General features: G+C 39.3%; 23 protein-coding genes. 9 read left to right on the forward strand and 14 right to left on the reverse strand.

The genetic code is table 11. The features are described from left to right. The first annotated feature begins 2 nt into the window (after positions 1-2). Positions 3-590, forward strand: coding sequence for a hypothetical protein (locus IZT61_RS01985; protein ID WP_196099536.1), 588 nt, complete (start codon positions 3-5; stop codon positions 588-590). A gap of 243 nt (positions 591-833) precedes the next feature. Beyond that, entirely contained in the window at positions 834-1703 is an 870-nt protein-coding gene (locus IZT61_RS01990; protein WP_196099537.1) for a hypothetical protein, read from the forward strand. Between the two features lie 202 nt (positions 1704-1905). On the opposite strand, the gene IZT61_RS01995 is transcribed toward IZT61_RS01990, so the two are convergent. From IZT61_RS01995 to IZT61_RS02025, 7 genes are all read right to left on the reverse strand, one after another. Then, positions 1906-2889, reverse strand: a complete 984-nt coding sequence (locus tag IZT61_RS01995) for a DUF5712 family protein (RefSeq protein ID WP_196099538.1) — start codon at positions 2887-2889, stop codon at positions 1906-1908. A 3-nt stretch (positions 2890-2892) separates the two neighbouring features. Then, on the reverse strand, positions 2893-3441 hold the full coding sequence (locus tag IZT61_RS02000) for a BfmA/BtgA family mobilization protein (protein WP_196099539.1): 549 nt from the start codon (positions 3439-3441) through the stop codon (positions 2893-2895). Between the two features lie 10 nt (positions 3442-3451). Beyond that, positions 3452-3769: a hypothetical protein gene (locus IZT61_RS02005; protein ID WP_196099540.1), complete on the reverse strand. Its 318-nt coding sequence runs from the start codon at positions 3767-3769 to the stop codon at positions 3452-3454. A 1-nt stretch (position 3770) separates the two neighbouring features. After that, entirely contained in the window at positions 3771-4031 is a 261-nt protein-coding gene (locus IZT61_RS02010) for a helix-turn-helix domain-containing protein (protein WP_131562733.1), read from the reverse strand. Positions 4032-4130: 99 nt separating this feature from the next. After that, a complete protein-coding gene (locus tag IZT61_RS02015; protein WP_196099541.1) occupies positions 4131-4409 on the reverse strand; it encodes a hypothetical protein in 279 nt (92 codons plus the stop codon). A 26-nt stretch (positions 4410-4435) separates the two neighbouring features. Continuing rightward, on the reverse strand, positions 4436-4765 hold the full coding sequence (locus IZT61_RS02020; RefSeq protein WP_196099542.1) for a helix-turn-helix domain-containing protein: 330 nt from the start codon (positions 4763-4765) through the stop codon (positions 4436-4438). Between the two features lie 89 nt (positions 4766-4854). Beyond that, entirely contained in the window at positions 4855-5865 is a 1011-nt protein-coding gene (locus tag IZT61_RS02025) for a hypothetical protein (RefSeq protein WP_196099543.1), read from the reverse strand. Positions 5866-6527: 662 nt separating this feature from the next. Here IZT61_RS02025 and IZT61_RS02030 point away from each other — a divergent pair. Then, positions 6528-8150 carry a YecA family protein gene (locus tag IZT61_RS02030; RefSeq protein ID WP_230383814.1) on the forward strand — a complete coding sequence of 541 codons (1623 nt, stop codon included), beginning with the start codon at positions 6528-6530 and terminating at the stop codon, positions 8148-8150. Between the two features lie 411 nt (positions 8151-8561). On the opposite strand, the gene IZT61_RS02035 is transcribed toward IZT61_RS02030, so the two are convergent. Further along, positions 8562-9344 carry a hypothetical protein gene (locus IZT61_RS02035; RefSeq protein ID WP_196099544.1) on the reverse strand — a complete coding sequence of 261 codons (783 nt, stop codon included), beginning with the start codon at positions 9342-9344 and terminating at the stop codon, positions 8562-8564. Between the two features lie 732 nt (positions 9345-10076). Between IZT61_RS02035 and IZT61_RS02040 the strand changes: the two genes are divergently transcribed. Then, positions 10077-14084, forward strand: coding sequence for an NACHT domain-containing protein (locus IZT61_RS02040; protein WP_196099545.1), 4008 nt, complete (start codon positions 10077-10079; stop codon positions 14082-14084). A gap of 33 nt (positions 14085-14117) precedes the next feature. On the opposite strand, the gene IZT61_RS02045 is transcribed toward IZT61_RS02040, so the two are convergent. The 3 genes from IZT61_RS02045 to IZT61_RS02055 all read right to left on the reverse strand — a co-directional run bounded on the left by IZT61_RS02045 (position 14118) and on the right by IZT61_RS02055 (position 16449). Next, complete coding sequence (locus IZT61_RS02045; RefSeq protein WP_196099546.1) at positions 14118-14402, reverse strand: hypothetical protein; 285 nt, start codon at positions 14400-14402, stop codon at positions 14118-14120. A gap of 26 nt (positions 14403-14428) precedes the next feature. Next, on the reverse strand, positions 14429-15316 hold the full coding sequence (locus IZT61_RS02050) for a hypothetical protein (protein ID WP_196099547.1): 888 nt from the start codon (positions 15314-15316) through the stop codon (positions 14429-14431). A 152-nt stretch (positions 15317-15468) separates the two neighbouring features. Beyond that, positions 15469-16449 carry a DUF5677 domain-containing protein gene (locus IZT61_RS02055; RefSeq protein WP_196099548.1) on the reverse strand — a complete coding sequence of 327 codons (981 nt, stop codon included), beginning with the start codon at positions 16447-16449 and terminating at the stop codon, positions 15469-15471. A 321-nt stretch (positions 16450-16770) separates the two neighbouring features. Here IZT61_RS02055 and IZT61_RS02060 point away from each other — a divergent pair, with 321 nt between their 5' ends. The 3 genes from IZT61_RS02060 (at position 16771) to IZT61_RS02070 (ending at position 20340) form a co-directional block, all read left to right on the forward strand. Beyond that, a complete protein-coding gene (locus tag IZT61_RS02060; protein ID WP_196099549.1) occupies positions 16771-18279 on the forward strand; it encodes a hypothetical protein in 1509 nt (502 codons plus the stop codon). Continuing rightward, the gene (locus IZT61_RS02065; protein ID WP_196099550.1) at positions 18276-19043 is read left to right on the forward strand and encodes a hypothetical protein; all 768 of its coding nucleotides are present in this window, start codon (positions 18276-18278) and stop codon (positions 19041-19043) included. The genes IZT61_RS02060 and IZT61_RS02065 overlap by 4 nt, the downstream gene beginning before the upstream one ends. A gap of 313 nt (positions 19044-19356) precedes the next feature. Further along, complete coding sequence (locus IZT61_RS02070; RefSeq protein ID WP_196099551.1) at positions 19357-20340, forward strand: hypothetical protein; 984 nt, start codon at positions 19357-19359, stop codon at positions 20338-20340. 32 nt (positions 20341-20372) lie between these two features. Here IZT61_RS02070 and IZT61_RS02075 read toward each other — a convergent pair whose 3' ends face one another. Together IZT61_RS02075 and IZT61_RS02080 are read right to left on the reverse strand one after the other, a co-directional pair. Then, on the reverse strand, positions 20373-21248 hold the full coding sequence (locus IZT61_RS02075) for a hypothetical protein (protein WP_196099552.1): 876 nt from the start codon (positions 21246-21248) through the stop codon (positions 20373-20375). Then, positions 21245-22519: a hypothetical protein gene (locus IZT61_RS02080; protein ID WP_196099553.1), complete on the reverse strand. Its 1275-nt coding sequence runs from the start codon at positions 22517-22519 to the stop codon at positions 21245-21247. Before IZT61_RS02080 ends, IZT61_RS02075 begins: the two co-directional genes overlap by 4 nt. Before the next feature lie 156 nt (positions 22520-22675). Here IZT61_RS02080 and IZT61_RS02085 point away from each other — a divergent pair, with 156 nt between their 5' ends. Both IZT61_RS02085 and IZT61_RS02090 read left to right on the forward strand, forming a co-directional pair. Further along, complete coding sequence (locus tag IZT61_RS02085) at positions 22676-23584, forward strand: DUF2971 domain-containing protein (RefSeq protein ID WP_196099554.1); 909 nt, start codon at positions 22676-22678, stop codon at positions 23582-23584. 620 nt (positions 23585-24204) lie between these two features. Then, entirely contained in the window at positions 24205-24564 is a 360-nt protein-coding gene (locus IZT61_RS02090; RefSeq protein WP_196099555.1) for a hypothetical protein, read from the forward strand. Positions 24565-24607: 43 nt separating this feature from the next. On the opposite strand, the gene IZT61_RS02095 is transcribed toward IZT61_RS02090, so the two are convergent. After that, the gene (locus IZT61_RS02095) at positions 24608-25237 is read right to left on the reverse strand and encodes a hypothetical protein (RefSeq protein WP_196099556.1); all 630 of its coding nucleotides are present in this window, start codon (positions 25235-25237) and stop codon (positions 24608-24610) included. Positions 25238-25246 lie beyond the last annotated feature (9 nt).

Genomic DNA, 25246 nt, shown 5'->3' on the forward strand with positions numbered 1-25246 from the left:
TTATGAAAAAGCAAACAAAAAAAACATCTGATAACAGGATCGTTTATCTAAACAGTGATGAAATAACAGATCAGATAAAAGTGGTACACGATTTTTTCAGTCACTCCTGGTTGCCCAATCATTTGAAGATGCTGAAACGCTGGAGAAACGATGCAGCGCTTGAATCCGAAGAATCAAAAAAATGTAGCCCAGACAACCTTGTCTATCATTACGAACTGACCATAAAGCTGATAGAGGCCGCCTGGCTCTTAAAGCGCTACAAGCTTGGCAGACTTGACTTCGATGACAAACAGGAAAGGGATATCGCAAAATGGTACATCAAAACGGAAAGGAAGAAGCTACGGGACTATCCTGAAAATCTGAGCATTCGGGAGATCGTAAAGCCTTCATCTGTACTAAAGAAAATGTTCAAGATCTATAAACTGGACGGCTACAAAAAAATCCTGCACACATGGCTTCACAATGCGCTGAGCACCTCCTTCATGGAAGAAAGCCTTTCCAAATCTGAAGTAATTACTGTTTACGAACAATTGGTCAAACTTTTCGAGGCTACGTGGCTGATCAGTCAGCGCATTGAGACAAAGGCTTAAATTCGTTTTAACACCTTCCGGCCTAAAAAAAATAGCTCGGTTTTCAGCGCATTCAATAACATGTCATACTTTATAGCTGTTAGGTTTGCTCAACTGTAACATCTAATAATAGATATAAACGAGTATATTCGTTTATAGATATATAGGGAAATAGGATTCACAAGTACAGAAATTTTATGCCATCCAAAATGCATACCTGACTATACGTATACTTACTCATATAAATGATATAAAAATAATTAAATGGGAACTTGGGGAACTTCAATAAAAGACAACGACGCATTTGCTGACATATATAGTGAATTTTTTGACCAATATAATAAAGGTGCAGAGCCACATGTTATTTCAGAAAAAATAATCAATGACAATTGGGAAATACTGGAAATCGAAGAAGAGAAAAACAGCCTTTGGTTTGCCCTTGGTCTTGCGCTTTGGGAAACTAATTCTCTCAATCCCCAGATATTAAATAAAATTGAAAAAATAATTGAAAGTGGCGAAGAGTTGAAAATCTGGCTTGATCTTGGCGCAAGCGCAGTAGACATTAAGAAACGCAGAATTTCATTAGAAAAATTTATAGACAAATTAAGAACAAACAGGCTTAAGCCAAAGCCTCGTAAAAAAGCTAAGTTAAAAACCCCAGTATTTTCTACTGGTGACTGTATAAGCTTCAAACTGGACAATGGAAATTTCGGAGCTGCAATAGTCTTGGCTTCGGATCAAAATCCTGAAACAGCTTACAATTTAGTTGCTACAACGAGAGTGAATAGTTCAACAAAGCCAACTTTGGATGACATTAGAAATTCTGAAGTATTAGTTCTCAATTTTGCCAGCTGGGAAGATAAAGTTGAGGTGACTTGGTACATGCCAGACTTGTATTTCAAAAATTATTCAATGCTATATGAAGTAATTGGACAAATCGATATTGATTTTGAATATGATGTGAAAAACTGGAGTGGAAAGGGATACCACTTCAAGCCAACATTTACATCTGGATGGAACATGAATGAAATGATGGACAAACAGTTGAAATCTGAAAAAACAAAACCACAACCATTAAAATCCTTATACGTCAAAAAACTAATTAAAAAGGACAAATTCTGGACATTGTGGTAAGGGGTTTTGACAAAAGTTGAATTCAGTAATAGCATTCACAGCGATTACATCAAGGCGTAGGATCAAATAGAATTATCCCGACCAACGGAACAAACGGCAGGAAACGGCCAAACCTTTTCCGTAGACACCAGAGCAAAAACAGCGGGGCTGTGTGGGCTGGCCGTTTTTGCAGGCCGCAAATGCGCAGGGGGAAAATCTGAGACTACCGCCCAAGGCCTTGATTTTGTTGCATCTGTCGCTTCCGCCTTTTCCGTGCTGCAAGCTCCACTGGATTTACATCTGGCTCGATAGACTGCACTGGTTCCAGCATTGCCTCGATAAACCCACTTATCGATTGGCCTGTTACCAAGACCATATCCGCAACCGAGTGAAAAAGCCCATCTGCTACATCCCGTGCCAGTTCATTAACATGCTTTAAATTATGTTGCTGATTTGTTGACATTGCAAGAATATCCATCTGTTCCTTCTGTGCGATACTGCCATTCTTCTGTACGTTGGCATGCGCAAAAGTCTCCTTTAGCCCCCTGTCAAAACCAAAGAGCCTATCAAAGATGCTCTCTCCCGATTGCTTGAACGCCACACGGTTGAACTGCCCCAGTTTTTTGGAATGTGCCTGGTTCTTGCCCTTTGAATTGTTCATCGGGCTTAGCTTGATTTTGTTGCTGGCATCCTTTCGGCTTACGATAATCTGAACGTGCATTTGTCGTCCTTCTTTTCGATCGCCCTTTTGCTTTATTCCATTTTTTACTTCTTTGTCTGTGTACTTGTAGTAACGATAGTTTTCAACCTTGCCAAACCATAAAAGATCGGTATTGGTATGGATACTTGGTCTTTTAAAATTCTTAGCGTATTCGTCCATAGCATTCACCGCAAATTCTTTGAGTTTCTCTTTTGCACCACTCTCTTCATATTGTTTAAAAAGATGTTCCAGCTCCTTTTGGCTTGGACTGATATTAATCAGGAAAAACTTATTGTCATCACGGCCAAGCTTTGCAATATTATTATCGATTTTTACCCGGACTTCCTGTCTCCTAACATCGTTTCTAACACCATTGAACCAGTTTTCGTAATCCGATATGGAATTTTTCCCATTCTTTAGATCATTCTCCTTTTCCAAATAATTGACCAAAGCTCCACTACTGCCTTTGTTATTCCCCGTTTCGGATGCCGTGATATTGATATACATAGGCTAAATATTTTCAAGGGATTTTCTGACATGGCTTTGCAATTCCTCCTTTTTGGCGGCAGATACTGGCCATCCTAACGATTCTCTTTGATTGATGTAATAGTTCAGTATTTCTCTAAAACTAGATTTTAGTTTACTTTTTTCATTGTAGTATTGGTGCGTTCTGGCAATTTCTTTTTCCAATTGTGCCATGCGGTTATAAATTCCGTCACTTTTCTTTTCCTCTCTCTGTAGATGCTGCCAGATTATTTTGAAATATTCCGTATGCTCTTTTGCTATAATGATGAGTCCATTACTATCGGTAAACATTGGTAGCAGAAAATCTTTCTCCTGTTTTTTAAAAAAGGAAATTATTCTATTTACTCCGTTAACAAGCTCTTTTTTAAGTAGCTCATCATTGAAATCGACGGGATCTTTTTTTGTACCATAAAAATAATTTACCATCTGTATAACCACCAGTTTTTTTGTTCTCCCCAGTTTCAGCGAAATTTTTTCCAGTTTTTCGTCCGTTGCTTTTGGGTATCGCACAGACTTGATATTGATATCTTCCATTACCATATCCTTAAAAGTTTTTCTCCAATTCTATATTAAGTTTCACTTCACTTCCCAGCTTTGGATGCCACGAGGGTTTATATTTAATAAAACCGCTTTCCTTCAATTCCCTGATATTTTTGTGGTATGTAGAAACAGACTTTATCCTTGAAAATCGCATAAGCTTTTTTCTGCTTACATTAAATGGGAGCGTTATATCCTGATAATTGCAACACTGAACCAATGCAATTAATATGCTTAAATGCGTTGGAAAAAAATGTGGCTGTTGTGACGCCTGCTCAAAGTATCTACGCAATCCTTTGTGGTAAAAATTTTCATCTTTATTCATTTTATTTCCCCTCCATCATCTTTTCAATTTTTTCCCTACTGTAAAACATAGTTCCCCCGACCTTACGAAATGGCAAATTGCCATTGATACGCAGGTTCTGTAATGTTCCAGGTGAAATATTTAGCATTTTCCTTACCTCAGAACTCCTCAACCATGATTTATTTGAGGCGCCACTATTAGTTTTCAAAATATTTTTCATTTCATTTAGCATTTCTGTCTTGAACTGCTGTAAGTCGTCCATTGTAATGATGTCCATCTTCATAATTTACTCCTGTCGTGCTGATATATGCATTAATGCACATATACATATGTTTTTACATTTAATTATTCGGTATACTTCAAAGTATACCGTTTACTGTCTTTATCGGCCTGAAAGGCCAACAAGTATCCCCGGAGGATACTTGAAACCCCTGTAGCGATAGCTCAGGGCAAGCAAGTAGGGCCACTGCCCAACTTCCGCTTGCTCAGCCCCCGGAAAGGGGACTGACTGCCTGAACAGCCTTTCTACCGCCAATGACAGCTCCCCTGAAAGCCCCACAGCCTTTTCGGGCAGTAGCGAATTAGCTGCTGTGCCAGTGGTTTCTGTTACACATAAACCGCTGCTATGTGGATATATATCTATGTTGTTATATGGATACATATCTGCTTGGCTATAGGGATAGATAGTTATGTTGGTGGTGGGATACCGTTCGTTGGGGGATAGATTTCTTCAGTGGTTTTCTTCCTTCCCGACTTTACCCATTCTGACAGTTCCACCGAGGAAAAATAAAGTCTTTTGCCCCGCTTGTTCACGGGGATTTCCTTGCGGCTCACTTTGGTGTAAAGCGTGGGTATAGACAGGCTGAGAAATTCGGCAGCCTGTCTGATGGTCAATAAATCGTCTCGGGGACGTAGGGAATTTTGCGACCTGTTTTCCAGCAGCAGGTCTTTAATACGGTCTACCTTTTCGTGCAGTGTACTAATGGCCTGCGGTAGTTCTTCAAATGTGTACTTCATAAGCGGTATCTTTTGTTTTGATACCGCAATTTTAGTGGCTTGTTTTGTAGGGTTACAACACGTTAAACCGCATCCTTACTGTTTCCCTACTAATATTTACTGTTTTTTTTGTTTCGGACTGTTGGAACCAGAAAAGGAACTTTGTCTTTTATCCTTACCTCTAAAATCGGTGATTTGCAGACCTTGGTATCGGAAGATATTATCGCACTGAGCCAGCCCTCCGAATATTCGTTTACTTTATCTCCATTGCTATATAAGAAGTGTTTTAGAATCCATTTTTCAAGTTCTGCTTTATTGCATCCCACAATCAGGTTGGCTTCATAAAGCTGCTTAAAAGCATCGGCCAGTTTATTACTGTTTCCGTTGAAGATCAACTGGCTTGCAGGTTGTTCGTCCGCTTTTATCAGTGCGGCAAGTTGGTTGAAATGTTCTTCTGAAAAATAAGTCCTTATCAGTTGCAAGAAATCATCTACATATTGATGATTGAATTTTGGCCGACCCGCATCGGGATTATATGGGATTTTTGGTGGCTGCTCTGCCGTGGCTTCGTCAGTTTGTTGTGGGTTTTTCTGTTTAGCCATCCATTCCTCGAAGGTTTCACGGGGATTTAGAATTTCATCTACTTCGCTGATTAGCTCACTTAAGAACTTGTCCCTAATCTTCAAAGTATCGTGCAGACTTTCCACAAACTCATCACCTATATAAATATCCTTGTAGTCTGATTGAAGGTTGTTAACGATAAACAAATAATTGAGTTGGATCGAAAATATGAAGTTGCCGGGATATTCGGCTTTAAGTTCACCGTAATGCTGGTGAAAATTTGTCCATATGAGTTTAAACCTTTCCTTTAATTTTTTGAGCTGTTCAAGTTCTCTTTTTAAGCTGACGTCGTTAAGCGACAGCAGATCAATTAATGCCATGTCTTTTAATAACCTGATCTCGCTTTTATAAGTGAACGAATCATAGTAATGTGTTTCATGGGCGAGGCTATAAGCAGGCTTATTTGGGGCCTCTTTTATGGTGCTTTTTAATTCGGTCTTATTAATGAGTCGGAGTTCAAAAGTTTGTATTTTAGTTAAAAATTGAATTAAGCCCGTCATTTTTAGATAATTATTTCAATACTAAAATAGTAAAATTTTATATTATCTCATTCACCCTAATTGGTATGGTGCAGAGCGGGTCTGGCTATGCAGAATGCCGTTTGTATTTTGCTATTTAGTTCTGCGGGTTGGCTTCTGCCATTTGTATTGTTCGTCACGCTATTTTTAAATCAATCGGTAGAAGCCTATTGGCCTTTCGATAACCCTCTTAATTGATACAATCCAATAGGCAAGGCAAGACTTTGCGAAAAAAACTACCCGAGCAATCCGAGGTGTGGAGATTTTTTTCAGCAAATTCAACGAGGAAGTCTTGACTAGTCTAGTGGATTGTCCAGAATCGGTTTACAAAAGGTCTAGGGGGAAATTTTAATCTGACATGGATAAATCTAAAAAACTGTTATAAAATTGAGTGTAGTGGTATTCGTTGAGTATATGCGAAGTTTTGATTACTTTTAATAAATAGTAAAAAAACGCTCATTATGTCCAAACAACTACATGACCAATTCAAAGATGTTCCTTTCCGCAATTTGTCGCCAATGGCAATGCCACGTCCAAATTATGCAATCGAGATCCATTCAGGCTGTTTTTTCAATTAAGAATAATAACAAACATTTGTTATTTTCTGGGTTCAGTAAATCAGGCTTATAGAATTTAACATTTTAATGAAGACAAATCCTTTTGTAGAAGATGAAAAAGTGCTCCATTCCTTAAATGAATTGGTAAGTGCTAAAAATTATATGGAAGTTTTAGCCGGGTTCATATTCCGGGATTTTATGGGTTCAGCGGAAAAGATAGCAAATGCTGATGCTCAGGAAGTGCTGAGCTATAATGAATTTTTGATGCTGGTGGGGCTATGGATTAAAAATCAGCACAATCCTTCGGCTGCAAATGACCCCTCGATTTTGATGAGGCAAACCGATGAACTGTTAAAACAATACCATACAAGCCTATTTTTTAATAACCTGGAGAAAAGAAATCAAGGGCAAAGCATTTACGATGCTTTTGTGAACGGCCAGCTTTTTAAAGAAGCGTTCTTTTATTCTTCTACTGCAGGTTATGATACTCAGTACGTGGAAGTGCTGGCTAAAAAATATGGAGCCGATGCAGATTGGCTACTAGCGCATAAGGGAATAATTTTATCGGAACTGCCTGCATTTTTTGAGAACATCAGACGAATGATTAATGGCCGCTTACAATTGGTCAGAATTTCGAAAAGGCAAATCAGACCAAACGAAAAAGTTGGGGTATTTCTCTTTACAAAGTCAGATTTGGTTGGAGAACTATCCAGTGGGGCAGCGATATTGGAAGCTTTTAGCTTCGACCTTTATGCGGGACTGAATTCCACTTATCACGATATTGCTGACTTTAATGTTTTTACTGAGCGGCCAATTATTGGCTTAACCCATGAAGATTATTTTATTCCACTGCCCTATTTTGTGGCGGAAGCAATGTATGAGTCCCCTTATTACTGGATGTTTGCAGACAAAGCTTATTGTGCCAAGGCAGCTAAAAACCGTGGAAATGCGGCAGAGGATTTGGTATCCGATTACATTTCAGGTTTTTTTGGAGCAGGAAATGTGCAGCGGAATGTGAACATAAAAATAAAAAAATCTACCACCCTCACGGATGTGGATATCCTGGCTTATAGCGAGGATACCGCCTTCATTTTTCAGGTTAAATCCAAAAAGCTGACCCAGAAATCCAAAAAGGGAGATTTAGAGCAAATTACCGCTGATTTTGAAAAAGCGGTGCGCATTGCCAAAGACCAGGCCGATTTATGTATTATCGCTTTACAAAACCCGGAAGACTATAATTTTGAATTACCTGGTGGCGAAACATATTCACCAAGGAAAGTATCTAAATTCGAAACGGTCATTGTTTTGCTTGACCAGTTTCCGGCGATGTCCCATCTGACGCATATTTTGTTTGGGGATGAGCTGGATACTACACCAGTCGCCTTTGGTATTTTTGATCTGGAAACTTTGCTGGCTTACCTTAAAACCCCGGGGCGGTTTATTGATTATATCCACCGCCGGACGCTTTACAGTAAGCAATACCGGGCGGCCAATGAACTGCAGTATTTGGGTTATTATTTAAAGCATGGATTGGAGAAACTTGAGGAAAATGCTTTTGTTTACATCACGCCGGAGTATGGGCAAATTATGGATGCCATGCAGCAACAAGCGAATATTCATGAAGTAAAACGGGATTTTCCATCGAAAATAGGCCGCAATGAGCCATGCCCCTGCGGCAGCGGGTTGAAGTTTAAAAAATGTCATGGCTAGCTTTCCTCATACAGGTTACTGCTATAGAGCATCAGCAAACGAAATTTTGAATTTACATTAAAACAAGAAAAGTCCTCAATATACATACCAAGGACTTTTCTTCGGTAATCTTCGAAAGTCCCGAAGTTTTCTGTACTCGATGTCAACTTCACGTCCAAACAACTCTTACAAGATTTGAAAATGTTATCGTATATAGAATTAAATTTAACACCATTTCCAGAATCCTTTGGAGATATCTTAAGAAATCGACGTATTTAGTAAAAAGTCGGTAATAGGTGAAGATCCATTGATTTTTTTGGATTTTCCACCGAAAAAAACCACTCCGCTAGCGTCTACATATTACGGGCAAATCGACACAATCGTGCCGATTTGCCTTATTTTAGCGGCTTAAATTAAAACGATAAGCATCCCCTATTTTTCGTCGGGATTGTTGCCCATGCTGTCGAGGTCAATAAAATGATGAATTAAAAACGCTTCAACCAGGGAAAGTGCATAGTTGCGGTCAATCGGCAACTTATCAGGTATGATCACCTGATTGATGTAGACCTGTGGATTCCATAACTTGCGTATCGTTTCAGGATGTTCAGGTTCAATCGTCTCCATCAAATCCTCGAATTTCCAGTTGGCTGCTTCAATGAACTTTTTAAGACGTATTCCTTTCATTGGAAGCGTGGTAATTTCAACAGCTTTCTTTTTTTTCTTTTTCCTGGGTTTAATTTTTTTAACCTTAGTCGAGGGTTTTAGGTCACGAAATAGACGATAATCCCAGCCAGTAGTTTCATGGCCATCTACATCTGCAAAAACCTCTTTAAAGATGTCGAACTTACCCTCATCTGTAAACAATACGCCGTTTTGGTTCTCTAGATTCCGGATGTAATATTCCCAGTCTTCAGGCCTGATTTTGTGCATGTTGTTGAAGAGCATCTTGCCTAGTTCCAGGGCCCATTCTGAGGCTTTTTCCATTTGTGCCCACTTTATAAATCCCGCCAGTTTTGCAATGATGTGCTGGGCGTTCATTAGGGTAAACTTTTCTTCATTGATTTCGAAGTCCGTAATCAATGGGTCGATGTCGAAAAACTTAGGCGCATACTCAAATAGGTTGCGTTCCAGTTCGGAATCGAAATAGGTTTTTTGGGTTTTGAAATCTTTGTGAAGATTTTTTGCTTGGAGTTTGAAATACTCAATAGTTTCCATAATACAATCCTTTTGTACCATCTTACTATCCTGATTTTATGCGTCCGTAATCTTGTTAGGATAATAAGCGGTTGGTTTGCATTATTAAACTAAATTGGCTGATGAAAATCTTTGCACGAACGGGCTAGCTTGCCAACAAGCGTGCACATTTATAGAAATATTTTTTTTAATGTCAATACCTAGGTTCATTTTTCAGAAATGTTAAGTGTTGAACGACTATTAAATATGATCTTTTATAAAATCCAAAAGAAAAGCATCCCTATTTCCATTTTCTCCGACATGAAAGTCTTTAATAGTAGGGCCAAAGAAAGTAAAAGCTTGACGCTAGTATTTACGTAAGGTGGTTACCTATTTTACATTGTTTTTCAAGAAATTGTTGCCTTAATACCCTTTTTTTTTGAATCTCAGAACGTACGACATGAACCTGCTCCTGATTAAAGATAAACGGCGTTTCAATATCGTAGCTCAACCTGATATATCCATTCACATATTCCACTGAACCGATAATGTTTTCATCGGCAGCATGAACACCCAATCGTGTATTGGAAACTTCAACTAAAATGGAGCAACTTTTTAACGAAATATAACTTCATATACTCCTAATCTCACTACTATGAAAATTATATACCAATCTACCGGTACCATCCTGAATTTACTGTTCGTTTTGTCAATTCGGTTAATCCTTTCATTATTCTAGAGTTTATACTAATTTGTGGCTCTAATTGTGCTCTTATGAAATCTAACTTAATCCCTCAATATTACCAGCGTTACAATACCTTCGATGATCTGTTGAACGATAAGCCAACGGAAATAAATGTTTTTGGTTCTGCAAGGAAACTGGAGACCAAAGATCTACTCGAGTTTGATCAGCTTTTTGTCATCGCTGAACCAGGGTATGGCAAAACCACGCTCATCACACAGGTACTTGAACTCCTTGAAAAAGAGCAGATCTCTTATTACTATGAGAACGGTATCCGGAACGATCTTGAAAAAAATGAACTTCCAAAGGATCGCCCCTATTTCATATTTGATGCGTTGGATGAAAATAAGGATATCATCGCGACCTTTCTGAGGGTCTTTAACCATTGTAGAGAGCATGGGATCAAACTTATCATCACCAACCGTACGCATTATTTACCGCTGATCGAGCATTTGCTAATTGAAGCAAATTTCAGTTTTATCAGGCTACTGGCGTTTGAAGACTTCCAGATCTCCGAGTTCATGGAAATGAATTTAAAATCATTGGACTTTAGCCGGGATGATATTGAAAAAATCGTGCAAAACTCCAAGGCCGACACCAGAAAATCCATATTATCGGTACCCAGGTACTTAAGTGAATTCTGCAAGTATATCTTGCACCATAAGAAGCAGCCCAGTGAGATCACTGAATTGCGCAAGTCAGAACTATTTGAAAGGGTAATTTACTATAAATTGGAATATGAGGATAAAGCTGACAAATCAAACTCCAACCAAAAGTACCTGACTAAACGTGTGCTGGAAAGGCTCTCGCTGGTGATGGAGATCCATGGACTCAACCAGATTTCCAAAGAGGATTTTATTACACTACTCGACCTCACCGATTCCAACATCAGCCTGATTTTCCTCAATTCTATTGATCTGGACACTTTACTGGAAAGGGTAATGAAAACAACCGGTGATATGCTGCAGTTTGAAAACTCAGAGTTCCAGGAATATCTGGCCGCAAAGGAACTGACCCGTTTGGGTTACCGATTTCAGACCATTTATGACCTGATGATTGAACCTGAACTTCAGATCATGAGGCAGAACTGGATTGATGTGCTTAGCTTCGCGGTGGACATGGAACCGGAATTTGTGCGGCCGATCATCACCTTTATCCAGACACGAAAGCATGAAGGAATTGATGACAAGCTTATCTCCATTTTAATGGATGTTCCCTCCAAGCGTTTTGAAACTGTCTTTCAAGATCAGTTCTTTCAAACAATCTTTAGTTATTATTCCACAAAAGGCAAGCTAATATACCAGATCTATACCCAGTTGTCAAATTTTATCACTCCCGCTAACACGGCGATCCTTAGCCCGCTATATGCTGAAAACCGGCTTACCGACCCTGTACGACACATCCAGACTAATCAGATCCTGTTGATCGAGGCGCTCGCCAAGGGAGGGTGCTTAAATGATGAACAAATCGATACATGGGTGAGCTACCTGACCAAACTGGTCCAGAAAGACGAACTGTATTCGATCCATACGACTATATTATATGCGCTAATTGCCTTACATCGACCAGAGCCCTTATTAAAACTCATTAATAAGTTTGAAGGTAAGAAGGATTATCTGCTTAATAATCTTTTGCATGCTTTGACCAATATGGCTCCTGATGAGCCGAAAGTTATCCAACTTATCAAAAGGATCATTATACAAGGCAGAAACATCAACAATCTGGAAAGTGCAATAAACAACATCACGATTGCAGAAAATATTATTGCTGTTTTTGATACGTTTTGCAGGATAACTGATGGACTTAAAAACGATAACTTCCAATATGGAAATGGGTTCTATCGCCTCTTTGAAACCATAGAAGCATTAGATGACAGGAAAGTGGACAATGCCGTAAGGAAGTTCGTGCTGGCCACTTATGCGCAGGACCAATATGCACATTACCTGCCTAAGATCTGTGAACAATCGCTGATTTATCTGATCAAAAAAGACAGGATGGTCCTTAAACAGATCATGCCACTAAAAACTTTCCTTTCTTCAGTGGATGAGCTGGTAAGATCAATGGCGATCCATATCGATGTGCCGACTTTTCAGCTGATCGAAGCTTTTCTGCTCAAAAACAATGCAGAATGGCGGCTTGATCGGGTGGTACATATGGCTCAGAACCAGCTTGAAAGAATGATCAATCATCCATTGTTTACTTATCTTGATAAAAAATATATCCAGGTCTGGGCCAAAAATAAAACGCATTATGTCGGGAAAAAGGAGAAAACCAGCCTTGAGCAGCTCAGGGATTATTATTTGGAGGATAAAAAATTCTTTAACCCTGCCCTGATTCCCTTTCTGGTCAATAAATTTGATGAGCTCGAACCCCAGCTCGGTACCGATGACAGAGCGGAGCTCATCGAGGTGATTGCGATGATCCTTGAATCCTATAAACCGGATGTTTTCAAAATCGAAATCAAGGAAGTAAAAGAAAATCAGACTAGCTTCAGTCATAACCAGGATACCTGGTTTCATATTGAGCTGTATTTTAAAGCGGCTTACCTGTTGGGTGAAAAGAAGCTGATCATTTCCTATCGGGAAAAATTGCTCAAGACTCTACCCAGGATCGATATCTTTGAGCACCAGCGCAAGGACATGCTGCAGAACCTGGTTAAAACGATCAGCCCCATCACCCCTAAAGATGTGAAATTGCTGTATGATTTCTGCATGTCCAGAACGGACGACATGCTGGCTTTAAGTGCCCGCTCACTTGCAGAAGTGGCAAAAACATTTAAACTCGATGCACTTAACCCAGTACTTTTTAAACTGGTTCAAGATCCCAAAGTCAAATCCTGGGAAAAGGAAGAGACGCTTGCTGCCTTCGGTGAACTGGCCAGAGATAAGCAGGACTTCGCTAATCTAAAACTGATTTTTGAGGCCCCTGCAAGCAGCCTAAAGCTAAGGGATGTCGCAAATGCGGCATTGATTACCAGGTTTAGAGACCGGGATTCTATTTTGTGGCGTTTCAAGGAACTGCGGGATCGCGTCCGTCCATTTGATACCGATCACCAGTATAACGGAGCAAGGGGCGTAAGTAGCTTTGAGAGCGAGATGGATAGACCGGAGTTCCCGGTGTGCTTTTATGGTATTGAGGATCCACTGATTTATGCCCAGATGCTTGAGCTGCTGACCTATTCATTTTCTTTGAGAAATGGAAAACTGAATTTCCGTTATAGTGTTTACCTGCAACAGGTTATCTATTCTTATTTCAAAACGTTTGTCACTGCCCAGGTCATTTCAGATCTCAAAAAGGTTGTAGGTAAATTTCCAGTCACGGAACAGACCTTTTCCTTTAGCCTGCAATTGGACGAACTCATCAAAGACCTGCAACAGAAAAAGAAAAATCCTGAGCCTTTTATTGTGGCAATTCAGGAACTTAACCTCATTCTTTCTAAAGTTTATTTACCAATCAACAGCCACAGTGAGCTCCGGGAACTAATCTTAAAGGTGATCAACACCGAAATCAAAAACTTGATCGAAAATGAGGGGTTTTACCGGGTTTCTGATCAGCTTAAATCAAGCTCGGCGGGATCTGAGCCCAAACTCGGGGAAGTACTCATCCAGAAAACGTTGAAAATAGCACTGGAAAAAGCACTGATGGAGAACGGTTTGCGAAAATCTGATATTTATAGGGAAGTTGAAAGTTATGAAGGATTAAAATATGATTATCTGATTTCTTACGGGCTTTATGGGCCCATAATGGTCGAACTAAAACTGTTGCACAATTCGGAGATCCAGAATGAAAAGCAGCGCCAGGGATATCGCATCAAGATGACCAAATATCTGAATGCCAATTTCAGACAAGGCATCTATCTGATCTTTCAGACCCATGATAATCCAAAGCAGTTACTGGCCTATGATAAGCTCCTGACGGAATACCAGGGCCTGCCCGATTTGGATATCCCTTTGCTTAAATGTTATAAGCAACTAGAAATCAGCGAACAACCCGCCAAAGACAAAAAGATTGTTATTAAAAAACATCATAAAAAAACGTAGCTAAACCTAAGAAATAATCCCCAGTTTGTTTTGTTAGCTACTTTTTGCAATCGCAATGGAATTTGCAGGAATAACCTCACCGTAAACGCGGTCGAGCTTTTTCATCAGATTACAGGTGGCGATTATCGCAGACAGGTAGCTATTGCTTTTCCATTTTTTGTTGTAGGATTCATAACCGCCATGGATCATCTCATTGCGATCTTCCTTGAACCTGCGGACCAAAAACTGTAGTTCAACTTTGATTGATACGTAAACGGGCTGTTTTTCAAAATCCACCCATGGCACTATATCATCCATTGCAGCATTGGTGATCGTCACAGCACGATCCTGTTTATCCTGATCGGTTAAAGTTGGATCTGCAAGAATCTCAAGGACGCGGGCCGAGCGGCTGAGATTTCCTTTCGAAATTTTTCTGCCGCTCTGAATTTTTCTTTGGCTTGTTCGAGCTGTGGATCGTCAATGTGTTTGGCGAGATTGATAGCAGCAAAAAAATCGTAGGGGATATCGTTTTTCCAGTCGGGTTTGATGATCAGGGATTCCATTGACTGGAATTTTTTGATGAACTTTGTGGCCTGTTGCTGAGTAGCTGAAGGATTCTGACGGAGGTAAAGCTTTGCGCACATAGCCCTTACCATGCCTTCAATGACCACCATTAGTAGGATGTTGCTGTTTGCGGGCTGCTGCTGATCGAAGTTTGTAACAATGCTCTCTAGTAAATCTCCATCATAGTCCAGATAATCTTTAAGGTATGGGAGCACAAATTCGCGGATATTGGCGATCTTTTCGCTGCAGTAAACTCCAAACGTTTCGGGATCCCGGATTCCCACGGCAACTTCGTAGTGATCTCCTATCGTGCCATCTTTGGTCCAGTAAAAATCATTATCAATGGAATAGTTGAGGGAATATTTGGCGATTTCATAGGGAAGCATATTTTCCGTGAAATTTTTGAGCAGGTTAGCACCCATGGACTTTTTTTTTGCCTTTTTGTGAGACACCAGCTCGATCAAGGTCTCTTGTACGTGATCTTTGATGGCCTTCTCGCTGAGTTCTTTATTTAAGCCGGCAATAATTTCCTTTAGGTGGGCGATGTTGCTTTCCACCCGCTCCTGTTCCCATTTGGCGGTCAGTTTACTTTTGATGGATATATTTTCCTCGAGAAAACGGTTCGCCATTGCCCTGGTTTCTCTGAGCTTGTTTTTCCTTTCGTAGAATAGCGTTTTACTTAGATCCATAGGACTCTAAAATACGAGGTAAATACATAGATAAAAACATGGGGTAGCACAATAGGGCTATTAGAATGCTCTAGGTGATCAAGATTTTATCCTACCACCAAAGTGGGGAAGAATCGCTTTCACCGAAAAACACAGTCAAGCTTATTTCATAATTATCGAGAACGCCCATTCAACTGTAGCCTATCCAAAAGCCATTGATCTTCCTTTTTTATCATCTCGCTCACTTCACTGTTCAGCTGCGTCCTGTAGGGAGATGTATAAGTAACCCATGCCCCATAACTTTCCGCCAAAAACGGTACGCGTTTTTTCAGGTAAGTCCGGAATGCTAGATTGCTGATCTCAAGGCAGTGGTTCACTGTTTCGGAGGCCCGCATTTTGTCACGTAAGGGTTCAAGATTAACCTGCGGACCATCCGAAAAAGAAATTTTACCAGGCACAATATTATTCCCGTGGCTTGAAGGTGAAAACCCCCGGTATAGTATGTCATAAAGGGCGGGATAACCAACCCTGGCTGCAAGACCTTCAAGTGAGCCTGGACCATTAAATAAATTGTACCATGCAGGGGTTTTCTTTATTATTTTCTTTGTTCTTTCATACTCTAGCCAGGTCTCCCGGTTGGGTTTTCCGTTCAAACCCGTATCTATCCGTTCGCAGATTTTATCCGCCATGGGGAAAGACATTACCGGGCTATCGAAAAGCCGTTTGTCCTGTTTAAATTTTTTGGACAACTGTGCATGTTCAGGGCTATTCACGTCGCCCTTTTTGAGCAATTTGCGCCGCTCAACATAATCCCAGACCATAAAGTTTCTTGAACGCTGCCCTGATCCGGAATTATCTTCAAGAAGGTATTCCAGCGAAAGGAAGTTTTCCAGCAATGTTCTTAATAGCGTGTTACAAGGTTCAATGATGGAGTTAGCAACTAAGACCGAAATACCATCTATATTGCTTATCAGGTTTTTAAGAAACAGTATTGGTGGCAGATCTAATTCATCTCCACCCCTTGCTAAGTCAGCTTCGAGTATCGCTACCCCTAAATCCACCGTCCTATCCAAAATGGATGAAAGTTCTATTAGTTGAACTTTATCTTCGTCAATGAGCATGCGTGAAAAAATTGTTTCTCTTTTGGTATCCATATCGATAACGTCGTTTATTGATTAACTTAACGAATCTACATGCAAACTGCGCAATCTATCTGCGTAGCTGTATATTTTTTTTATAATCTTAAAAATATGCGGCTAGGTACTGGTGTCATAAACTATTATTCAAATCCATTTCTGAGATATGCAGGTATATTATTATTGCATAGTTCACCAGCCAAGTACTGTCAGTAATATATGAGTGCGGAGCGAAGCTGGCGGGTTTGACAATTCCTATCAAGTGTATTGTTTAAAAGGTCACGACAATTTTGACTACAAATACAGTAAAGATTATCTTTACAGAAAATAATTAACGCTATGAGTATACAAGAATGGGGCAATGCCCTAAAAGCCCAGATACATGACCCTCTGGATTATCCATTATTTGATGAAATTATCGGTTGCCTGAATGCAAATTTTCTGCGCTCAGCTTATATCATGAGCTGGGTAGGTATTTCTGAGAATCTGAAAAATAAAATATTGCAATCTTCCAATCTGGGTGATGCTGCTGCAACAACGGCATTGGCAGCTATAGGGGAAGCGGAAAACAACAAAAAATCAGTTGACAAAATTATTCTGGAGAAAGCCGTTGGGTTGAACCTCGTAGATGCAACGGACAAAGCTACTTTAGAATATCTCTGGGGCCAAAGAAGTATTTTTGCACACCCTTACCAACTTGCGCCCAATTTAGACGAGACTAAATTTATCATCAATAAATTGGTAGAAATTTGCGTCGCAAAACCTTTATTATACAAAAAGGGCTTTCTTGATGAGATGATCAGAAACCTGGTTGACAAGCCTTTCTTTTTGCCTAATAACGAAGTGGAAATACTAAAGTATTATAGTGGAGTTTTGCCCCGTATTACGCATGATCTTCATCCTTATCTGTTTAAAAATCTGTTGGCTGAACTGGGGGGGATAGAAAACAATGAGACAAAAAAAGACATACAGCATAAGTTAAAACTCTTTCTGACAAAATTGCTGGCTGAAAGTGCACTCCGGTTGGACGATCCAAATTGGACCTTGGAGGCTAAAACAGTTCGATACCCCTTTACCGTATTATTTGGATGTGCGACAACCCAAACCTGGATTAAATTTCCAGCCAGGATCAAACAACTGCTTTTTGATTATGCACTAGCTGAAGTTGATGAGACCAAACGCTACCAAATCAAGTGTACGTTTTTTGAATTAGTTGGATCCGGTATCTTGGAGCCTGACTACCGTACACGATATTTCGCATTCCTGGATAACATCCAGTTCAGTTACGCGATCAATTTTTATGCAGATAAGCCGCAGATGCTGACCCGGATTTTGGCTGGCATGGATACGGGCAATTACGATAAACAAAATCCGATAGTCGATTTTATAAAGTCAGAAAATGGCCGGAGATTGTTGGATGGATTGGACGGCACTGGCCAGGCGGCTATCGGAGCTAGTCTGACCTATGCGGCAAGAGGTAATAACTGGAATGCAATTGGTTATTTTGATGCCTTGCCTGGGCAGACAAACCTGCCAGCTGGTTTTGTCGATGGGGTATTAGCAGGTACGTTGTTTAACAGACAAAATGGTTTCCATATTGACCTGTCACGCTTTCAAACAGGCCTTAAAACCCTCGAAAAACTTCCGCCCCAGGAGGCACTTGATTTATTGGATGGATTGAAAGCCCGTGTAGCGGAGGTTGGTACGGCTAGTACACATCACCTTGAAGATGCACAGATCGATGCAGCTAAACTGGCATTTCAGAACTTGCAAATTGAAATTCGCGATAAGGCAGAAGAGGTTCTTGAAGAACTAAGGCCATTTAAATATGTTTGGCCTGAGTTATGATAGATATTGGTTATCCGTATTATTTTTTTGGTTCACCCGATTCGGTTGATATTGATGTCATGATCGATCATCCAGAGGCCTCTTCTAAAGAAGGGGATTCGATGATCGCCCATGCTTTAAAACTGAAATTTCCTGAGATCGGCCAATGGAATATAAATATAATCAAGATCAGAGACGGCATTGTAGCGGAGTCGATTCCCAACAAGGGACCGGCTGACGGTGTGAATAACAGCCTATACCATACCTATCGGCATCATGAGCAGCCCTTCGCTTTTCCGATCGACCGGTTAGTTCTCAGGAACCGACCACTCGCGGTGGTAAAATGTGTGAATGCGTCGATCCTTTGGTTTAAAAATAATGAGCGGCACCAGGAATATCAGGAACGGTTAAGACCAGCTCTTATGTCGGGAAAATGGAGTGATAGTATTGGCTTGTTGTCTGAATTGGACTTCGAAACACCCTTTACAAACAATGCTGTAACGAATGGTAATATATATAAAAGTTTGGCTTTTAACATCGGTCAAACTCTAGCACTATTTGACGGGGTAGAGCTTTATACTAAGGGTGAATTGGCAAACTATTACCCGGAATTGAAGCCCCTGTTGATGAGGCAGGGCATTAACCCACATGCGATATTAAACGGGAAACTTTCTGAGTTACACAGACTGATCAGTCAAGAGACTTTTGTACAGAAAGATAGGCATTTGATTGAATGGGATAATATGCTTATCGACACTAAAAGGTGCGTTCTAATCAAAGAATGAACATCTCCAAAAAAAATGTTAATCGCTGGAGTTATTCAGCATATCCCCGTAGGGAAATTTTGTACTCGGTTAATAGTTTGGAATAATCCTCATTCCAAACTATTAATTACTTTTCCCCAGGGGCGATCCCTGATACATCATTACAAGTGGTCATTGGTATCAACAATTTTCCAATCATGTACTGGACTGAAAAGCTTTGCGGATTAGAGAATATCTAATGGTCTTAACGCAAAAGGGGGGGTGTGGAAAACTTGACAGTCCAATTACATTAGAGATTGAATGCGAACTTACCTAGAATGTTTAAATTCACCACATGGCAAATAAGTCAAATTGGAAAGAGCATTTATTGAAAAGTGGCATCCCACTGGAATTTGAGATCAAAAGGTATTTGGACGCTAAAAATTGTGTTAGCAATTTTGAATACACTTATTTCAGAGAAAATGAAGATAAAAATCTGACGGAGTTTTCTTATGACCTGGATAGTTCCTACATTGTAACCCCCCATTTCGCCGATTTAATGATCGAGTGTAAATATAGGCACGAAAGCACTAAGTGGGTATTTCTACCTGAACAGTATGATGGAATTGACAAAATTACTCATACCTCCTTTATGCATAAAAACGCGCATTTTAATACTGCGCCACACTATCAACCGCCCTTCCCAATTCCCTTTGCACCTTTATGCTCAAAAGGTATTGAGCTTACAAATTACGGAAATAATCCGAAGACCATAACGCAGGCTATTCATCAACTTTCCTATGCGATGGCCGGGCGGATCATCAATGGAATGCAACATCAGGTTGATAGTGTTTTGCGTGAACATTTTGAGAACACGATCTTTTATAATATTCCGATTATTGTAACCACCGCTAAACTTTTCCGAATCCGGGAAGATGTAGATATTGACAGGATAAAACTTGCCGATGATATTGAGGAAATTTCCACTAATGAAACCTGCCTGGTAGTGAAGAGTCCAGCGGGAATTGATCTGGAAACTTATAACAATACCATTTTCAATAACTTTATTACGGAAAATGAGCGGGAAACCCTCAACAAATATTTAAACTCTTTTAACAAAGAGATTGATTTTGTAACCTCTGTTATCGCAAGAAACTACAGTCCTTCGTGTATTCTAGTTGTGCACTATTCCAAGGAAAATAATGGTCTTGATCAGTTTTTTGATTTTATAGACCGTGTATTCAATCCCGACCAAGAGGTAAAAGACCTCATAGCGAAAAGACAGAAAGAAATGAAAGATTTTTTATTGAAGTTTAGATCTGGTAAAAAGGATTCTTAGATTTGGGCCAGAATAGTCTAAATTTAACATATTTACAACATGGCAAAATCGTTGAGTGTTCCATCTGGTAAGAACTGAAAAGTAAACCGTCCGCAATTATATTTCCGGCCAATTCCCTTCCAAGATTTATCCCATTCATAGCGTCCAAAATTGATGCTTCTGAATTCTTCTTCGGTAATATCCTGATCATAATGACAAACCATTAGCATATAGAAATTAATACTGTCGTTAGCATAGCGGTGCAAAAAGCAATATTCATTTCCACGGGCTCCAGGAACCATCGCCCATGCTTCTGACTGCTGGTTGATTTCTCTAGTTTGCATAAAAATATCATCTGGCCGATACCTTTTGGCAATTTCTGAAATGCCATCAAACACAGTCTGGTTAGCACTTCGAAGCTGTCTGGCTCCTGTGCTAAAACCATCATCAAACTGAAAGTCCGTCAAAATCCCATCAGTTATCTGTAAATAAGTCTTTATTTTTTTCGCATAAAAGAGCCCAGAAGTTGCTCTGTTCTTAATATTGAGTACGTCCGACAAAAAATCAATTCCAAGCGCACTATTATCAACGCCGGCAGTTAAAATATCCTGAACTCTTGATGGACTATATTCGTAATCATAAGAAAATCCAGTCATTGCCTTCCTAATATCCTTTTCAGTGATGAAGGTGACATGTTTGTGGGTCAGTACAAATATTACATTGCGGCTAAAGATTTCCAATACGATATGATGGATCTTTTCCGAAGTTCCTTCTGAAAGAAAATAGGAATGCACTTCATTGAGATCGTAGTCAAGTGCAACTGCTATGGAGTTGATTGAACCATTTCCCACATCCGCCTTATATTCCCGATAAATGCCATCGTCATACACAAATATTCCAGTTGATTCTCTTCTGTTTAAATAATTCATGGCGATTGAATTGATGAGATGTCAGTAAAATGATTTTGAATAAAGTGACGTACAGCACTAATTTCCGCATCAGTGAACTTAATTCGAAAAAGCCGTTCAAAATTGCCCAGCTGTTGGGTTAGATTGGTACTATTCTCGAAAAGCTCCCAGATATTTGTCAAACCTTTGAATCTTTTGATCACTTTCCTATCCTGATGCCAGTTGTAAGCACCCTTGACCAAGTTCACACCTAGCTTACCCATGTTCAGGTCAGTAAATGCTTCTGCTGGACTCTTTTTATCAATAAAGGTATCCACAGACTTATCTGCATCAATGCCCTGTCCAAGATCAAGTGCTCCATAAAATATCCGATTGTTTTTGTTGAGGTATTTTTTGTTAAATACCGTCCAAAATTCTGTGAACTTATAATATGCATCAGATTGCTCTTTAATACTCTCTGTTCCATAAATATTTCTCTCCAGTTCTACAAATTGTGTTCTGAGCTCTTGGTAATCAGCTCTCAACTGAGTGAGTTTAGCCGGTATATCAGCTATTGAACGTAACTGGCTCAATAAAATATTGGTAAAGGGTGGTATGGGGAGATATTTGTAGCCAAGGCTTTTTTTGAGGTTATCAATTTTTTCATCAAAAATTCTCGCGACATTTTCAAGTGCCTGTATCGAATAAGGCGTTTTGGTTAATTCATTAACCTGCCTGTTAAAGAGATAGATTGGTAATGTGGTTTGTATACTATTGTGGTGTGAAACATTCAGCAGGTTTGATACAAGTTCACTTGAGGTACTGTGCAATTCAAAAACAGAAAATTCGCCATTTTCAAAAGTCGAAGTCATTAGTGGAATAAACTCTGGAGTCAACAAGATATTGCTTTTAAGCAGAAACTGTTCCAACTCAAGCTTATCCAATTTGGCAATGAACTTTTGGTGTGCTTCCTTTCTAGTGAGCAGCTGATCATAATCTGAATAAATTGTTTTTGCCGGTTTTTCTACCACACCGTTTACAAAGCGAAGACCCGTTTCTTTGACAATCATATTAAGTATGGGCCGTCCATGAGGAAACAATGCTCCAGAAGTCAGGTTAATATGGTTGAGTTCAGTTAAAGACGTATAAAATCCTGAACAGGCAATAAATGACTCAACAAATGTATTTAGGGAAAATATAAATTCAGCATTTGGCTTAGCATAACCACCTAAGTAATAATCAAGCTCATCGATCAGATTCATACTGATATAGGTACTGTTGTAATCGATCTGATTTATTTTTGGAACTTCCATAGCCTTAAAATTAATACAAAATCTTTCGCGGCTTCAACAGAGTTTTAAACATTTATAATCGTTGCCAGAATTTTTGAGTTACACACTCAAAATATTAACTTGGTCCAGGTGGATAGACAAGCATCACCCTTCATCAATTATTTATTTTGAAACACAATGAATTCAAACTGGGTTGAAACGTATTGGAATGCAATGTTGAAAAGTGATTTTGAAACGGCTATGCCGATTAAGGAACAACACTTCCCTAAATCATTCTTTAAATATAAGGGACTTAACGAATGGACAATCAAAAGCCTAAAAAATAAGGAGATCCATTTGGCAGAGATGGGCTCATTAAATGACCCGTTCGAGTGTATGTTACAATTTGACAATGATGAATGTCTTAGAATGTATTATGCCAGTAAAAAGTTTCAAGATGGTTTTGCCGCAAAATTCTCAGATTTGACCAAACACGAAATAAATCTGTTGTGTACTAATGAGAAACCCTACGAAGCCTACAGACGAATTTGCATCTCCAGAAATATTATCACTATAAGCGCTGTAGAGCAATTAGAAACGATGCAAAAAAGATTCACTGAAATCAATGAAAACGAGAGTAAAAAACTTAGAATCACCTGTTTTACCCAGCGAAATGATTCTCTGCTGATGTGGCCTCACTACGCGCAGGAGCATAAGGGAATATGCCTAGAATACGATTTTAGGGATGTCGACCACGTAAGGCCACTTATCCAACCTGTACGCTATTCCGATGAGGTATATAAAGTTGGTGTTTTGGAAGAGCTGGATACGATGGCACTGGTTTGCTCTTCTTTGGTAAAAAGCAGTGATTGGAGTTATGAGCAAGAGTGGCGCATTACTACTTTTAAACAAGGGGATTTTTTTCCAAAGCAGGTCAGTGTACCTGATCCAGTTGCCGTTTATCTTGGAAGTCGATTTGACCAAAACAACAAAGAAGAGAAGGAAGAACTTTTTGACTTTTTGAGAGATAGAAACATACCATATCATGGTATGTTCAGACACCCTAACCAATATAAGTTGATCAGCGGGCAATCGCAGGAGATCTAAAACGACTAGCGAATAACTCATTAATGATTATGGTATTTCACCAGAAAATAACAGTACTTATTTGCAAACTCATCTAGTACAGATTTTCATATTGAGCATAATATTTAATAAATATCTCACCCATCTTCTATAACAACTCCCCTATTTGCTCCCCAGTTTCCGGAACTTCTCCTGCCCACCTTTGGTTCGATCAAAAACATAGAATCATGAACAATATATTAGAGTCAAAAGGTCGCAATTTTAGCGGAAAACATTCTCCAAAGATTAAAAGAATTGTAACTGCACCGCGCAAATTTATCCGCACAAAACTTAGGGTTTTTCTTCCTTTGAACCTGGAGCAGTTTATCGAAAACCTACCAACAAACCAACCGATCAATAGGCGCAGACCAGGATTTAACTCCGGCCTTTAAACATCAAATTGTATCACATTTTTTTAACCAGTACTGTCCTCTTGGAAGAGGGTGACTCCGCCTGTTTTTTTGGCGGAGTGAAATGTACGTTTGTGATACAAACGGATTTCATTCCCTTGCACCGAAACTCAGGATGGTGATAAGAAAAACACTCGGAACTCAGTTTTTCTGCTACCTGTAAAATTTAGATTAGTTAAGCAATTAGCGCCTATGAGTGACGACAACACAAAAAATAATAGTTCGAAAAGAATACTTAATCGGCTCAAAAGATTGACAGAATTGTATTCTTTAGGTACAATCGAAGAGAATAGATATATTATTGGTTCGTTCTTTTCAGAAAAATGGAGAATTTTAGATTTTGAAGGTCGAACCGCAATTACAAATCCAGCAGCACGCTTAACATATCTGATAAACAAGAGTTTGGTGCATAAAAAAAACAGAAAGAATGTTCCTGAAAACTATCTTTCTGGCTTTGTACTCGGTATAAACTTCAATCCATACCAATTGGAGGAGGATTTGAAGATTTTTTGCAGAATACCAATCGATTCACTGGAAGATTCTGAAAATTAGGAAGTACACTAATCGAACTTCTAATTACCTAATAATATATTAGTTATTTTGTTGATTCTATAGCTAGGACATTAGTTACAAATGCTTTCCCTTTGTTTTGCCCGACTGTTACTAAGGTCAGGTATTGCATTATTAAAAAAATGATGTAATAATATACTAAAGGCGCTTTTGCAAAAAACAACATTGGAATACCAGCAAGAATTAAATATAGAAAAGCCATTGAAGTCATATCTCTTGCCAATAAAAAATCCTTATGGCTTTTTAAGATTGCAATATCTTCACGATGACTTTTGTAAAGCTTAAACCACAATCTATTTTGATCAGTAGGATCAATAGGGAGTGGTGCATGGAGAGCGCCGAGCCTATTCATGTTTACCCGTGGGTCTCTCTTTCCGTGTTTTGAAAATGCCCTTGAACCTGGTAAGACATTCTTTAACCTCCAAAATATCAAAATCGCTTTTTGTTCGCTGGATAAAAATCCATTAACAATAAACAATACTACCGGTGCAATAAGTACTCCTGACGTTCTTGCCGACAGCATCAACTTAAAGTCATTCAGAATCGAATCATAATAACTGGTAAAAAACAACGAGTTGAAAACAACAAAGTTGAAAATGAAGAAAGCCCATAATGAAGCCGAATTTGCAGCTTTTAAATTAGTTTCTGTACTCATAACTATTTA

The sequence above is a fragment of the Pedobacter endophyticus genome (assembly GCF_015679185.1).
GTDB classification, from domain to species: domain Bacteria; phylum Bacteroidota; class Bacteroidia; order Sphingobacteriales; family Sphingobacteriaceae; genus Pedobacter; species Pedobacter endophyticus.